The organism is Crenobacter caeni (genome assembly GCF_010435965.1).
GTDB classification, from domain to species: Bacteria; Pseudomonadota; Gammaproteobacteria; order Burkholderiales; family Chromobacteriaceae; genus Craterilacuibacter; species Craterilacuibacter caeni.
The window spans coordinates 1-14,428 of sequence record NZ_JAAGAA010000023.1; the positions used below are offsets into that span (position 1 = coordinate 1).

Here is a 14,428-nt window from a genome sequence, read left to right on the forward strand (position 1 = left end):
CTCTAACTTTTTCGTACTTCTGGCACGCAAGTCCAAAGAAACTTTCGTTTCCTTCTTCTTGCAGTGCAAGTGTTGGCTGCGCCAAGCACTCACACCTATCGGTTGTTCGTTCTGTTAAAGAGCAGTGCTGACTTCGTTTCGTTTGCGTCGTCAGCTGAGGAGACGAACTATACGTTTCCGCCGAGGATGCGTCAACGATTTTTTTAGAAAAACCGCAAATTCTCCAGTTTTTTACAAACACCAACAATTTTCCAATAAATATCAAAAAGTTGCCTTATTGCATAAAAATTGGCGGGGAAAAATTCCAGCATGCCTGCCCGAGTACCCGGCGGTTTCACCCCCCCCTAAATCTTCCAGCACACCGGTCAAAAACAAAAAAGCCGCGTCGACCGCGGCTTTTTGCAGGTTTCCCCTGAGACGACAAGCTTAGAGCACGTAACGGGCAAGGTCCTCGCGCTGCGACAGCATGTCGAGCCTGGTGTCCACGTAGGCGGCGTCCACTTCACAAATACCGGCCTTCGCGTCGAACGAGATTTCCTCGAGCAGCTTCTCCATCACCGTATAAAGGCGGCGGGCACCGATGTTCTCGGTCTTCTCGTTGACCTGCCAGGCGATCTCGGCCAGCCGCTGGATGCCGGAGTCGGCGAACTTGAGCTCGACGCCCTCGGTTTCCAGCAAGGCCTGGTACTGGCGGGTCAGACAGGCGTCGGTCCCGGTGAGGATCGCCTTGAAGTCGTCGACCGACAGCGAGGTCAGCTCGACACGGATCGGGAAGCGCCCCTGCAGTTCCGGGATCAGGTCGGAAGGCTTGGACAGGTGGAATGCCCCCGACGCGATGAACAGGATATGGTCGGTCTTGACCATGCCGTACTTGGTCGTGACGGTCGTCCCCTCGACCAGCGGCAGCAGGTCGCGCTGGACGCCGGCGCGCGACACGTCGGCGCTGTTGCCCTCGGAACGGCTGGTGACCTTGTCGATCTCGTCGAGGAACACGATGCCGTTCTGCTCGACGTTGGCGAGTGCCTCGGTGCGCAGGTCCTCTTCGTTGACGAGCTTGGCGGCCTCCTCGTCGATCAGCAGGCGGCGTGCTTCGGCGACGGTCATCTTGCTGGTCTTCTTCTTACCCGCGCCCAGCCCCTGGAACATCGTCTGCAGCTGGCTGGTGAAGTCTTCCATCCCCGGCGGCCCCATGATGTTCATCGCCGGCGCCGTCATCGCCACGTCGATCTCGATTTCCTTGTCGTCGAGCTTGCCCTCGCGCAGCATCTTGCGGAATTTCTGGCGGGTCGCGTTTTCCTCGGCCTTGGCAGGCTCTGGCGCCGGTTCGCCGGCAAAGAAACCGGCGTTCTGACGCGGCTGCGGCAGCAGCACGTCGAGGATGCGGTCTTCCGCTGCGTCCTCGGCACGGTAGCGGTTCTTGCGGATCGCGCCGTCGCGGGTTTCCTTGAGCGCGACTTCGACGAGGTCGCGGATGATGGTGTCGACGTCGCGGCCGACATAGCCGACCTCGGTGAACTTGGTCGCCTCGACCTTGATGAAAGGCGCGTTGGCAAGGCGCGCGAGGCGGCGGGCGATCTCGGTCTTGCCGACGCCGGTCGGCCCGATCATCAGGATGTTCTTCGGCGTGATCTCTCCCTTGAGCGGCTCTTCGACCTGCTGGCGACGCCAGCGGTTGCGCAAGGCGATGGCGACCGCACGCTTGGCGGCGTGCTGGCCGATGATGTTCTTGTCCAGTTCGTGGACGATTTCCTGCGGGGTCATCGTGCTCATCGCGTTCAATCCAGCGTTTCGATCAAATGATTGTGGTTGGTATAGATGCAGATGTCGCCGGCGATCTCCAGCGACTTCTTGACCACCACGGCGGGCTCAAGCTCGGTGTTCTCGAACAGCGCGCGCGCAGCCGACTGGGCGAAGGCGCCGCCGGAGCCGATCGCGGCGATCCCTTGCTCGGGTTCGAGCACGTCGCCGTTACCGGTAATGATCAGGGTGCTCTCGCGGTCGGCGACGATCAGCATCGCCTCCAGACGGCGCAGCATGCGGTCGGTCCGCCAGTCCTTGGCCAGCTCGACCGCCGAGCGCACCAGATGGCCCTGATGCTTTTCCAGCTTGGCCTCGAAACGCTCGAACAGGGTGAACGCGTCGGCGGTACCGCCGGCGAAACCTGCCAGCACCTTGTCGTGGTACAGGCGGCGCACCTTGCGCGCGGTGGACTTGATGACGATGTTGCCGAGGGTGACCTGCCCGTCGCCGCCCAGCGCTACGCGCTCGCCGCGGCGGACAGATACGATGGTGGTTCCGTCGAACTGCTGCATGTTGTTTCCCGATAAGTAAGGGCCGCCGCACGGACGCGACGGCCTTCATCTATATATGGCGCGCTCCGGCAAATACAAGGCGACACGCCCGCCCAGCCGGCCGTACCTTCGCGCATAAAATTTTTATTACGTATTACGTAAAATTAATCACATAACAAAATCATCACACCCATTACGGAAAATCATGGCTGGGAGTCATCACCAGAACACAGTTTGAAACGGATCAGCCAGAACGCGTCACGGCCGGGGTAGATCCCGGCGAGCACGTCCTTCAATTCGGCCAGCGTCATGTTTTCCTGGCGGGCATGCGTGTCGTCCAGCGCGGCGAGCTCGATCGGGTGGACGTCTTCCACGCAGATGCGGCAAAACCAGCGGTCGTCCTCGAAGGTGTGCACATCCAGCGTTTCGCCGATACGCGGCCACGATTCGGCCTCGTCGCGCAGGGTGATCGTCTTGCGGCCGGCGAGGATGTCGGGGACAAAGCGGGAAAAGAAAGTCAGCTTGCGGTACATGGTGGTCATCCTCCATACAAATCAATGGCTTAATCATGAACCCGGCATGACAAACTGGCAAACTGCCGGCCGGCACGCCGGAACGCAGCGGTAGACGTACAATGCGGCATCTCATCGATGAATTCAGACAAGGATCTCCCATGCCCGCCACACTGGCCGAGCTGCTCTCGAACGCGCTCGACGCACGCAGCACGCTTTGCTCGAACCTCGCAGAGGAAAACACCGATGCCTACCGCCTGTTCGACGGCGACACCGAAGGCCGGCCGGGCCTGAGCGTCGACCGCCTCGGTGAACTCGTCCTGGTGCAGACCTTTGACGCGCCGCTGGACGCGGAAGAAGAAGAGGGCATTACCCGCCTGTACCGCGAACGCCTGCAACTGGACGCCGTCGTCTACAACGCGTTCAGCGCCCGCCATCCGGGCGCCGGCAACGCGCTGTCTACCGAACAGCTTGCCCAGGCAGAACTGCCGCGCGTCGTCCACGAGATGGGTGTCAAATACATGGTGCAGGGCCGCCATGAGGACCGGACGCCGCAACTGCCGCTGGCGACACGGGCGGCCCGCCGCCGGCTGATGGCGCTCGCGCCGGGCAAGTCCGTGCTCAGCCTGTTCGCGCACACCTGCAGCGTGGGCGTGGCCGCGGCCAAGGCGGGTGCGGCATTCGTGCTGAACGTCGACGCGTCCGAGGCCGCGATCAAAATCGGCCGCAGCAACGCCAAACTCAACGCGCTGCCACACCGGCCGCGCTTTATGGTGAGCGACCTGTTCGCCGCGATGCGCCAGCTCGCCGGCATCGGCCAGCCACGCTTCGTGCGCGGCAAGCGGATGCCGAAATTCCCGGAAGTGGAAGCCCGCCAGTTCGACCTAGTCTTCCTCGACCCGCCGCGCTACGCGAAAAGCCTGTTCGGCGTGGTCGACGTGGTGAACGACTACCCGGCGCTATTCAAGCCGGCGCTGCTCGCAACTGCGGAAGGCGGCACGCTGATCTGCTGCAACCCCGCGCGGGAAGTCGACGCCGAGGCGTGGCTTGCACAACTGCAGCGCAGCGCACTGAAGGCGGGCAGGGAAGTGCGCGAGGCACGCTGGATCGTCGCCGACGCCGACTTCCCGGCGGCCGATGGCCAGCCCGCGCTAAAGATCGTCGAGTTGTCGGTGTGAGGGCGGAATCCGCACGATGACGGGTAGCCCGACGCTGAAATACCTGGCCGGCTACCCGGAACCCCTGCAGCAGCAGGCGCAGACGCTACTGGCCGCGGGGACGCTTGGCGAGCTGGTCGCAAGCAAGTACCCAGGACGCCACACGGTGCAGAGCGACAAGGCGCTGTTCGAGTACGCGCAGGCCTTGCGCCAGCGCTACCTGAAGACGGCGCCGCCCTTATCCAAGGTGCTGTTCGACAACCGGCTGGACCTGGTGCGTGGCACGCTGGGGCTGCAGACACGCGTCGCCCGCGTGCAGGGCAGCCGATTGCAGCGCAAGCACGAGATCCGCGTCGCCGCGCTGTTCCGCGACGCGCCCGAAGCGTTCCTGCGGGTGATCGTGGTGCACGAGCTCGCGCACCTGAAGGAGGGCGGGCACGACAAGGCGTTCTACCAGTTGTGCCGCCATATGGAACCGGACTACCACCAGCTCGAGTTCGACATGCGGCTGTGGCTGACGGTGAAAGACCCGTAACTAGCGGATACAAGGGCAGGGGCGGCGGACGCCGCCCCGTGCGGGACGCTTACTGCGGAACCACCCGGGCGTCGGGGCCGCTGCCCTCTACGACGACATTCTCGCCGACGAACAGTTGCGGGTTGGGCGGCTGCGTCACGCCGACACCGACGCCGTTCTGCATGCGCACCATCACATACTGCGCCATCTGCGGCTGCGCCGGCGCTTCGCGCTGCTGGACCTCGCTGCCGAGGTAACCCCCGCCGAGCGCGCCCAGCAAGGCACCAACGTCGCGGCCGGTTCCCCCGCCGATCTGGCTGCCGAGCAGGCCGCCGGCGACGGTACCGATCACCGAGCCTATCCCGTAATGGCCGCTGTCGCGGATTTCGACCGGGGTGATCGACTGGATCACCCCGAAACGCAGTTGCTGGGTGTCGTAACCGCCACTGCCGTACATGCCGTTGCTCGCGCACGCCGAAAGCAGGATGGAAGCGGCCAGCGCCACTGCGGCTGCCTTGCGAATTCTCATGATGTTCTCCCTGACAGGGGCAGCCCATCCGGCTGCCGAACAACGGTCAGTCTAGTCAAACATCCTGAATTCGCCGCCCCGTTGCTAGGGCTGACCGCGCTGGCAGGCCGCCAGCTGGGTATTGAAACGCTGCAGGAAATCGGGGGATTCGCCGGCCAGGAAGCGGTGCCCGAAGTAGACGCCCAGCGGGCGCGAGAGCAGCAGGACCGAGCGGACGCGCCGTTCTGCGCCGGCGGCACGGATCTGCACGTCCATCGCCAGCTGGCTGCCGAGCACGGCGTCGACCCGCTTGCGCAGCAACAGGCCGAGCAGTTCGTCGTGCGTCGGCGGGTCGGCCAGCAACTGGTAACCGTTGTCCTGCAACCAGCGCGCCATGTTCGAGCCGTGGTAGGCGGTGACCCGCGCATGCTGCCGGAACTCGGTGGAGCCTGGGTCAAGCAGGCTGCCTGCCGGCAGGTACCACCGCCATTCCTGGGGCGCGACGGTCGCCGACAGGGTCGCCCAGCGGTCGCGCTCGGCGTTGGCTGAGGCCGGAAAAAACCCGTCCGCCTGCCCATGCTCGACCATCGCCTGCCCGCGCGCCCAGGCGGTCAGCCGCACTTCCAGCGGTGTGCCCAGACGGCGGAACGCGCAGCGCACCCGCTCGAGCGCAAGCCCGCTCGCCGGCACGCCGTCGGCGTTCACCTCGACGTACGGCGACTGCTGCTGCGTCATCAGCACCACCGTCGGCCTGGCCTCCGCCAGCAGAGGCAGGCAGGCCAAGAGCCCGCCCAGCAAACCCGGCAGCCTTGTCGCGTTTGTCCACATCCCGGCACATGTCATGACAGAAGGTTACCGTCGAGGCCGGATGCCGTCAAAATGCCTGTAACACTCCTTAACATCCCGGCCTTGCCCGCTTAAGCCCGCTTTAAGACGCGGCGCCGACCATGGACGCCACTGGAACCACCACAAGGCGCGAAACCATGGAACTCTTCACCCAACTGATCGCCGACGAAACCGCCTGGATCAGCCTCGCCGCCCTCGCCGCGGCACTGTGCAAGTTCGGCTGGCTGCTGTACTTCTTCATCCGGGAGGCCGCCAAGGCTGCTCCCGAGCTTCAGCCGCGCATCAGCGCGATCAGCTCGTCCGCCGTCGGCGGCGACAGGGGCTGAGCGCCGGCGAGCACCGCGTCGGCCAGCGCACGCTTGTCCTCGTGCATGCGCAGGATGCGCGGCTCGAGCGAGCCTTCGTTGACCAGCCGGTAGACGGTGACCGGCCTTTGCTGCCCCATGCGGTGCGCACGTGCGCTAGCCTGGTCTTCGGCGGCCGGGTTCCACCACGGATCGGCGATCACCACGTAGTCGGCGGCGGTCAGGTTCAGGCCGAAACCGCCGGCCTTGAGGCTGATCAGGAACACGTCGCCTTCGCCGCGCTGGAACGCCGCGACCAGCCGGTTGCGCTCGGCGACCGGCGTACTGCCGTCCAGTTGCAGGCAACGGATGCCGGCGCGGTCGAGCGGCTCGCGCAAGAGCCCGATAAAGTCGACGAACTGGCTGAACACCAGCACCTTGTGCCCGCCCTCGACCAGCGCGCCGGCGAGTTCTGCGAAGGCGATCACCTTGGCGCCGGCCAGCCGGATGTCCGGCTGCACCAGCCGCGGGTCGCACGCGGCACGACGCAGCCGGGTCAGTTGCGCGAGCACGTTCATCCGCGCCTTGCCGCTCTCGTCGCCGGCAACACTCTCCTCGGCGTCGGCCAGCGCCTTGCGCCTGAGCGCCTCGTACCACTCGCCTTCCTCGCGGGAGGCGCGCACCGGCAGCACCAGCTCGGTGCGCGGCGGCAGCTCGGTCAGCACCTCTTCCTTGCAGCGGCGCAGCACGAAGGGCGCGATCAGCGCACGCAGCGCGGCCATCGCGTCGGCGCGGCCGTCGCGCTCGATCGGCTGCGCGAAGCGGCGGGCAAACTGCTCTTCGCTGCCGAGCAGGCCGGGGTTGCACGCGTGCATGATCGCCCACAGCTCCATCAGACGGTTCTCCACCGGCGTCCCCGACAATACCAGCCTGAACGCCGCGCTTTGCGCGTACACCGCGCGGCTGCGCGCCGACTGCGGGTTCTTGATCGCCTGCGCTTCATCAACCACTAGGGTGTGCCAGCCGCGTGCGGCAAAGGTGCCGGCTGCGTCGGCGAACAGGGTGTACGACACCAAGAGCACGTCGCCGGCGCCTGCGCCGGCTAGCAAGCCTGCACGGTCGGCCGCGTCGCCGTAACTGGCCACGCGCAAGACCGGCGCGAAGCGGGAGATCTCCTGCGCCCAGTTGCCCAACAGCGAGGTCGGCGCGACCACCAGCGCGGCGCCGCCTTCGGCGCGCGCGAGCAGCACCGCGATCGACTGCAGCGTCTTGCCCAGCCCCATGTCGTCGGCGAGGCAGGCCCCGAGGCCGCTCGCGGCAAGCTGCATCATCCAGCGGTAGCCGATCAGCTGGTAGTCGCGCAACTGGGCGCACAGCCCGGCCGGCGGTTCGCACACCGTATCCGCCGAGCGCTGCAAGCGTGCCAGCCGGTCGCCCAACGCGGCGTCGACCTCCAGCGCGGCGTCGCCGAGCCCGGCAAGGCAAGCCGCCGCGGCCAGCGGCACGCGCACGCCGTCGCCCGATGGCTCGGCCAGCAAGGCAAGTTGTGCCAGCGCGTCGCGCAGGCTGTCGGTCAGCGCGAGGTAACGCCCTTCGTCCAGCTCGATGAAACGGCTGCCGTTACGGCGCAGCTTCTCGAGCAGGTCGATTAGCGTCAGCACCCGCTCCTCGTCGAACTCGAATTCCCCCTCCAGCGACAGCCAGTCCTGCCCGCCCTTGCCGCGCACCCGCAAGGCGCCGGCGGCCACCGCCTCGACCCGCACCGCACGCCCGCGCGGCCAGTCGAGAAGCGGCGCCGAGGGCAGGACGGCCAGCCGCTCGATCAACGCGAGCGCGGCGTCGCAACCGCGGATGGTCCACACCTGCGGCTGGCTGGCAGTGCGCTGCTCGAGGCAGCACCCGTCGACGATGGCGGCGAGCGCGGCGCGCTCGGCGGCCAGGTCGCGCCTGAGCGTGCGCCGCACTTCGCCGTCGCGCAGCGCCAGCATCGCGCCGCCGTGGCCGGGCACCAGCCGCGGCCCGTCGACACCGGCCGGCGCAGCCACCAGCCTAAGCTCCAGCGTCTCGCCGTCGAACATCAGCTCGCCGCGCAACTGCGTGGCGCCGGCCTCAACCGGCCCGGCACCGCGTGCGGGCAGCTCGCCGACCACGGTGAAATGGCTGGCCAGCGCCGAGAGCGTCGCCGACAGCGGCTCGGCACCAGCAGCGGGAATGGCGGGCAGCGCAGAAAGCAGCCGCGCCGCGCGCTGCTGCGCCTCGTCCAGCCGCACCAGCACCGCGCGCGAGGCGGACTCGCGGCGTACCGTCAAGGCGGCCAGCGCGTCCTGTTCACGCTCCGGGCTGCCCGACAGGGCCGCCGCGCGCAGCGGCGGGTCGACCGCCAGCGTCCAGCCCGCCTCGGTGCTCGAGACGATCAGTTGCGGCGCCCGCAAGGCCAGCTCGACCGTGACGCCGGGCGCGTCGGCCCACTCGACGCCCGGGTGGCCGACCAGCGCCGGCAGCGCGAGCGAGAGGTCGAGTTGCCAGCTGCGCCCCGGCCCCGGCCGGATCGCCCGCGCGACCCGCGCGTCGGCGTCGGCAAGCGTCGCGTCGGCGGCGAGCGTCGAGAACGCCACCGGGCGCGCCGCCCCCCAGCCGCGCGCGCCAAAACGCTGCTGCCAGGGTTCGATAGAGCGCACCGCGCCGTCGTCGCCGACGTCCAGCCGCCAGCGCAGGCGGCTGCGGACCGGCCCTGCGCTGAAAAGCGCGGCCAATTCGTTTAGCTGTTCGCGCCAGCCCTGCGCCCGTGCGGCAGCAAAGAAGGCCGGCGTACCGGGCTCGCCCAGCAGCCGGGCCAACGCCGCGTCGTACTGGATCTGCAGCCAGCCGAAGCCGCAGCCGGCCAGATTGTCGTGCAGCGCCGTCAGGGCCGGCGCGTCTGCCGGCAGCAGGGAGGGGCGCCCTTCGCGCGGCCCCAGCCACGCGCGCAGCATCAGGCGCAGCAGATCGTTTTCGTCGGCGTGGTGCGGCGTACCCTGCAGCGGCAGTTCGGCCGCGTCGGCATCCATCCGCCCGGCACGCGCCTTGAGCGCGGTCGCGATGATGCCCCAGCGGCTGTCCTCGCCGTGCGAGCGGCCGTGGCGGCCGCATAGCGCGAGCGCGGCGGCGCACGAGGTGGCGTCGCCTGCCGCCATCAGCGCCAGCGGCTGTAGCCAGGCGAGCGTCTCGGGCAGCGGCGCGTCACGCTGGGCGGCGTCGAACCCCGCCGCCGCGGCGGCAAAGTCGCCGCCGGCAAAGGCAAGTGCCGCGCCCAGCGCGGCGGCGGCGGCGCTGCCGGCCAGCGGCGCGCGTGCCAGATGCTCGGCGAGCCTGTCGTGCTCGCCGGCGAACAGCCACACCTGCGCGAGCAGCGAGGCGAGCCTGGCATCCTCTTCGCCGGCCGCCTGCCTGCCCTCTATGGCCGCAAGCAGCGGCCGCATCGCGGCGTCGCCCGCGAGCAGCCGCTCGAGCGCGCGCCGGCCGAGCGCCGCGGCCCACTCCGGTGCCAGGCGTGCGAACAGGTTGGCGTCGACCACGCCAAGCCCGGCGCGCTCAAGCACACGCGACCACAGGATGCCGCCGCCACACGCGTCGCGCCATGCCGTCAGGCGCGCCTGGTTCGTCCCCTGCCACAACAGCAGGCGGACCACGCTGAGCGCGGCGGCCTCGCTGCCAAAGCGTGGCGCGCGGCTGCGCTCCAGCTGCCAGAACGCGAAAAGCGCGTCGCGCAGCCGCTCGCCGGCGTAGCCGTCGAGCAAGGCATGCCAGGCGGGCGCCTGTGCGTCGGGCACCACCACCCAGCGCCCGCCGTCCACCGGCTGCACACGCCCGTCCTCCAACAGCGCGGCCTCGACCGCGTCTTCCTCGAGCAGGGGGTCGAGACGCCGGGCGAGCGCCAGCACTTCGGCGTGCGTCGCCGCACGGGCGATCAGGCAAAGCGCAAACAGGCAGGCCGCGGCGCCGGCAGGCTGGGCGGGGATGGAAAAAGACATGGGCGCGGGCACGACGGGACAAAACGCCGATTCTAGCGCAGCAGGTGTAGCCGTCGTGTCAGCGGCCGGCCGGATACGGCCACAGCCAGGCGACCAGCAGGGCGACCAGCGATCCCAGCGTGGACTCGGTAAAGCGCAGGCCGGCGTTGGCCAGAGGCGGCAGGCTGGGGTGAAGCTCTGCGACCACCAGCACCACCAGCACCGTGATGCAGCCAAGCCGGCCGTTATCGGGAACGCGCAGTCCCTGGCAGACCAGCACGGTCAGGAACAAGCAGACGAGCACGCCGGGCCACGCCACCGGAAAAAAATCGAGGTAGAGCCAGCTGAGCACGGCGCCGATCAGCGTGCCCAGTACGCGCTTGAACGCCGCGCTGCCGGCCTCGCCGTGCGTTGCCTGCAGCACGACGATGCCCGAGATGGACGCCCACATCCCGCCGGTTGCCGGCGATGCATTTGGTATCAAACTGCCCAGCAAATTGCCGCCGCCGTTGGCCAGTGCGACGACCAGCACGATGCGCAAAGCGGCCTTCCAGTCGAGCCTGGCTAGCATGAACGCGGCCATCCGCTCCTCCTCATATTCAGCAAACGGGCTTGACAGACCCTGCCGGCAGGCAGGCCGCCAAACTGTGGACAACTCTGTGCATCGCCCAAGCCTTGCCTCACTTCCCCTGCGCCTTGTAGGGCCACAGCGTGGCGACCAGCAAGGCCACGCCGGAGCCGACCGCCGCCTCGACAAAGCGCAGCGCGGCGTTGGTGAATGGAGGCGTTTCCGGGTGCAGCGACGAGACCACCAGCACGACCAGCACCGTCACGCAGCCGAGCCGGCCGTTGTCCGGCACGGCGAAATACTGGCTGACGACGACGGTCAGGAACACGCACGCCGCCGTGCCGAACCAGGTTTCCGGGAAGAACTGCAGGTAGATCCAGCCGACCAGCGCACCGACCAGGGTGCCCAGCACCCGCTTGGCCGCGGCGGTATGCGCCTCGGTCGCGCTGGCGGAGAGCACGACGATCGCCGAGGCGGCGGCCCACAGGCTGCCGACGCTGGCGCTCGCGTACGGGATGAAACTGCTGGACAGGTAGCCGCACGCCTCGGTCAACAGCACGGCCAGCACGATGCGGCAGGCGGCGACCAGGTCGATGCGGGACAGGCTGGGTGAAACCATGGCTGGACTTTCTGCGGACAACTGATAGCAAGAGTGTAGCCGGCGTCCTGCCAGTTGCCGCCGCCGGGCTGTGGATAAAAATGTGGACAAACTGCCGGGAACTTGTCCGGCCGTGCCTGCCGCAGGCCACCACGCATGTCATCCTGTTGCCGCACCACCAATCCCTGCGCCGCGTAAGGAATTTTCTTGGCGTACGGCGCGACGCAAGATGACATATATGTGAAAATCCACAGATTCAACAAGAATTATCCGCATACGCATCGAGGACCAGCATGCAGTCATTTGCCCCGGAATACGTCCGCCACCAGGCCCTGATCGACTGGGTCGCCCGCATCGCCAGCCTGACCCAGCCCGACGCCATCCACTGGGTCGACGGTTCGGACGAGGAAAACGAACGCCTGCTCGCGCAGATGGTCGAGGCCGGCACCCTGGTCAAGCTAAACCCCGAAAAGCGCCGCAACGCCTACGCGGCGTTTTCCGACCCGTCCGACGTCGCCCGCGTCGAAGACCGCACCTATGTGTGCAGCGCGCGCCAGGAAGACGCCGGCCCGAACAATAACTGGGCGGCGCCGGACGAGATGCGCGCGACGCTGGACGGGCTGTTCGAGGGCAGCATGCGCGGGCGCACGCTGTACGTGATCCCGTTTAGCATGGGGCCGCTGGGCTCGCCGATCGCGCACATCGGCGTCGAGCTGACCGACTCGCCGTACGTGGTCGCGTCGATGCGCATCATGACGCGCATGGGCCGCGCGGTGTACGACGTGCTCGGCGAGAACGGCGACTTCGTCCCCTGCGTGCACACCGTCGGCGCGCCTCTCTCAGCGGGCGAGGCGGACAAGCCGTGGCCGTGCAACCCGGACACCAAGTACATCGTGCACTTCCCGGAAAGCCGCGAGATCTGGTCGTACGGTTCGGGCTACGGCGGCAACGCGCTGCTGGGCAAGAAGTGCTTTGCGCTGAGGATCGCGTCGACCATGGGCCGCGACGAGGGCTGGCTGGCCGAACACATGCTGATCCTTGGCGTCGAAAGCCCGGCGGGCGACAAGCACTACGTCGCCGCCGCCTTCCCCAGCGCCTGCGGCAAGACCAACTTTGCGATGCTGATCCCGCCCAAGGCCTACCACGGCTGGAAGATCACCACCGTCGGTGACGACATCGCGTGGATCAAGCCGGGCGCCGACGGCCGCCTGTACGCGATCAACCCGGAGAACGGCTACTTCGGCGTCGCGCCGGGCACTTCGGAAAAGTCCAACCCGAACGCGATGGCGATGCTGAAGGAAAACGTGATCTTCACTAACGTCGCGCTGACCGAGGACGGCGACGTGTGGTGGGAAGGCATGAGCAAGACGCCGCCCGAGCGCCTGACCGACTGGCAGGGCCAGCCGTGGACGCCGGGTTGCGGCCGCAAGGCGGCGCACCCGAACGCGCGCTTCACCGTGTCGGCGACCCAGTGCCCGTCGCTGGACGCCGCGTGGAACGACCCGGCCGGCGTGCCGATCTCGGCGTTCATCTTCGGCGGCCGCCGCTCGGGCACCATCCCGCTGGTGATGGAGTCGGCCGATTGGGCGCAGGGTGTGTACCTCGCCGCCACCATGGGCTCGGAAACCACCGCCGCCGCGATGGGCGCGCAGGGGCAGACCCGCCGCGACCCGTTCGCGATGCTGCCTTTCTGCGGCTACCACATGGGCGACTACTTCAACCACTGGCTGGCGCTCGGTCGCGCCCTGCCGAGCGCGCCGAAGATCTTCTGCGTGAACTGGTTCCGCGTCGACGACGAAGGCAACTTCATGTGGCCGGGCTTCGGCGAGAACATGCGCGTGCTCGAATGGATCGTCGGCCGCGTCGACGGCCGCGCCAACGCGAACCGTAACTGGCTGGGCTGGATGCCGGGCTACGAGGACATCGGCTGGGACGGCCTGGACGCGGTGACCCGCGAGCAGTTCGAGCAGTTGATGGCGCTCGACGTCGAGGCGTGGCGCGCCGAAGTCGCCGCGCACGACGAATGGCTGTCGCGTCTGGCCGACCGCCTGCCGCAGAGCCTCGCCGAGCAGCGCAGCGCACTGGCTGCCGCACTCAACTAAGCACCGGCTTTACGCTCCACAGCGGCCCGCGAAAGCGGGCCGCTTTTTTCATGCGCGCGCCGCGCCGGCGAGCAGGTGTTCGATCAGGCGGTGCAGGCCGGCTGCGAGCGTGCGCAGCGAGGCGTCGAAGTCCCACACATGCGGCTCGAGCGTCACCGGGTTGGACACCGCGCGCACTTCGTAAAAGCGCTGCCCTTCGGCCAGGCAGACGTGGAAGAACGCCGCGCCTTCCATGTTTTCCAGGTCGACGCCGTCGTGCGAGACAAACGGCGCCAGCGCCGCGCTGACCGTATTCGAGCTTGCCTGCGGCAGCGGGAGTGTCTCGTCCAGCCACGGACAGTCGTAGCGGCGGTGCCGCTCGAAGTCCATGTCGAGTTCGACGTCGGCGAGCTGGGTGAAGCCTTGCTGGTCGAAAAAGCCGAGGTCGGCCTCGCGCTCGCTCGCCACCAGCGCGACGTCGCCGACCCGCAAGGCGGATCCGGGGTAGACGCCGGCGATGCCGGCCATGATCAGCACGTCGGGCCGCTGCTGCTGGATGATGCGGGTGGTGCGGTAGGCGGCCTCGATCGGGCCGACCCCGCACAGCGCCTTCTCCACCCGCGGGTGGTCGAAACACAGGAATTCGGTCTGGGTGGGAAACACGACGGTAATCTTCACGGCTTCACTTTCTGCAATCAGAATCTATGGTCAGCCTGAACTTTGCAAGGACAGAATCGTGATGAACAATGACAGGGAAGGCTTGCTCTAATCTATCCGGATTCTTGATGGGCAGCTATGCCCGATCCATGATGTGAGCCGCTCCTGACGGTCCTCAAAAGCCCCTCAGTCTTGAAGACTGTTGTGGATATCAGGTTGTCCGTCAGGCCGTGGGCCGGTTGTCGTCATCAGTGTCTGTCATCGCAATAGCAGGCTTTCACTCACCGCCGGGGTCCTCCCGGCGGTTTTGTTTCAATTCAAGGCGTGGGGCTGGGGCGATACTCGCCGCCTTTGGCGAGAATCGCCCACACGACCCGCGCCAGCTTGTTGGCCAGCGCACAGGCCACGATATTGGCGTGGCGC

General features: G+C 67.4%; 13 protein-coding genes. 4 read left to right on the forward strand and 9 right to left on the reverse strand.

The features are described 5' to 3' along the window. Positions 1-426: 426 nt before the first annotated feature. The 3 genes from hslU to yqfB all read right to left on the reverse strand — a co-directional run bounded on the left by hslU (position 427) and on the right by yqfB (position 2,824). Positions 427-1,770, reverse strand: coding sequence for an ATP-dependent protease ATPase subunit HslU (hslU, locus tag GZH52_RS16325; protein ID WP_163317991.1), 1,344 nt, complete (start codon positions 1,768-1,770; stop codon positions 427-429). A gap of 5 nt (positions 1,771-1,775) precedes the next feature. After that, complete coding sequence (gene hslV, locus GZH52_RS16330; protein WP_136554507.1) at positions 1,776-2,312, reverse strand: ATP-dependent protease subunit HslV; 537 nt, start codon at positions 2,310-2,312, stop codon at positions 1,776-1,778. A gap of 182 nt (positions 2,313-2,494) precedes the next feature. Then, the gene (yqfB, locus tag GZH52_RS16335) at positions 2,495-2,824 is read right to left on the reverse strand and encodes a N(4)-acetylcytidine aminohydrolase (protein ID WP_163317992.1); all 330 of its coding nucleotides are present in this window, start codon (positions 2,822-2,824) and stop codon (positions 2,495-2,497) included. A 140-nt stretch (positions 2,825-2,964) separates the two neighbouring features. Here yqfB and GZH52_RS16340 point away from each other — a divergent pair, with 140 nt between their 5' ends. After that, positions 2,965-3,981 (forward strand): class I SAM-dependent methyltransferase, encoded by a 1,017-nt coding sequence (locus GZH52_RS16340; protein WP_163317993.1) that lies wholly within the window; start codon positions 2,965-2,967, stop codon positions 3,979-3,981. A 16-nt stretch (positions 3,982-3,997) separates the two neighbouring features. After that, positions 3,998-4,495, forward strand: a complete 498-nt coding sequence (locus tag GZH52_RS16345; protein WP_163317994.1) for a YgjP-like metallopeptidase domain-containing protein — start codon at positions 3,998-4,000, stop codon at positions 4,493-4,495. A gap of 49 nt (positions 4,496-4,544) precedes the next feature. On the opposite strand, the gene GZH52_RS16350 is transcribed toward GZH52_RS16345, so the two are convergent. Next, complete coding sequence (locus tag GZH52_RS16350; protein WP_163317995.1) at positions 4,545-5,003, reverse strand: outer membrane lipoprotein; 459 nt, start codon at positions 5,001-5,003, stop codon at positions 4,545-4,547. An 84-nt stretch (positions 5,004-5,087) separates the two neighbouring features. Next, positions 5,088-5,810, reverse strand: a complete 723-nt coding sequence (locus GZH52_RS16355) for a substrate-binding periplasmic protein (protein ID WP_163317996.1) — start codon at positions 5,808-5,810, stop codon at positions 5,088-5,090. A gap of 155 nt (positions 5,811-5,965) precedes the next feature. On the opposite strand from GZH52_RS16355, the gene GZH52_RS16360 reads away from it, so the two are divergent. Then, the gene (locus GZH52_RS16360; protein WP_163317997.1) at positions 5,966-6,154 is read left to right on the forward strand and encodes a hypothetical protein; all 189 of its coding nucleotides are present in this window, start codon (positions 5,966-5,968) and stop codon (positions 6,152-6,154) included. On the opposite strand, the gene GZH52_RS16365 is transcribed toward GZH52_RS16360, so the two are convergent. From GZH52_RS16365 to GZH52_RS16375, 3 genes are all read right to left on the reverse strand, one after another. Continuing rightward, the gene (locus GZH52_RS16365) at positions 6,100-10,122 is read right to left on the reverse strand and encodes a DEAD/DEAH box helicase (RefSeq protein ID WP_163317998.1); all 4,023 of its coding nucleotides are present in this window, start codon (positions 10,120-10,122) and stop codon (positions 6,100-6,102) included. The genes GZH52_RS16360 and GZH52_RS16365 overlap by 55 nt on opposite strands. Positions 10,123-10,180: 58 nt before the next feature. After that, positions 10,181-10,684: an FUSC family protein gene (locus GZH52_RS16370; RefSeq protein WP_163317999.1), complete on the reverse strand. Its 504-nt coding sequence runs from the start codon at positions 10,682-10,684 to the stop codon at positions 10,181-10,183. Between the two features lie 97 nt (positions 10,685-10,781). Then, on the reverse strand, positions 10,782-11,288 hold the full coding sequence (locus GZH52_RS16375) for an FUSC family protein (protein ID WP_163318000.1): 507 nt from the start codon (positions 11,286-11,288) through the stop codon (positions 10,782-10,784). A 272-nt stretch (positions 11,289-11,560) separates the two neighbouring features. Between GZH52_RS16375 and GZH52_RS16380 the strand changes: the two genes are divergently transcribed. Further along, positions 11,561-13,369 (forward strand): phosphoenolpyruvate carboxykinase (GTP), encoded by a 1,809-nt coding sequence (locus GZH52_RS16380; protein WP_163318001.1) that lies wholly within the window; start codon positions 11,561-11,563, stop codon positions 13,367-13,369. Between the two features lie 48 nt (positions 13,370-13,417). Here GZH52_RS16380 and GZH52_RS16385 read toward each other — a convergent pair whose 3' ends face one another. Then, positions 13,418-14,026: a phosphorylase family protein gene (locus GZH52_RS16385; RefSeq protein ID WP_163318002.1), complete on the reverse strand. Its 609-nt coding sequence runs from the start codon at positions 14,024-14,026 to the stop codon at positions 13,418-13,420. Positions 14,027-14,428: the final 402 nt, after the last annotated feature.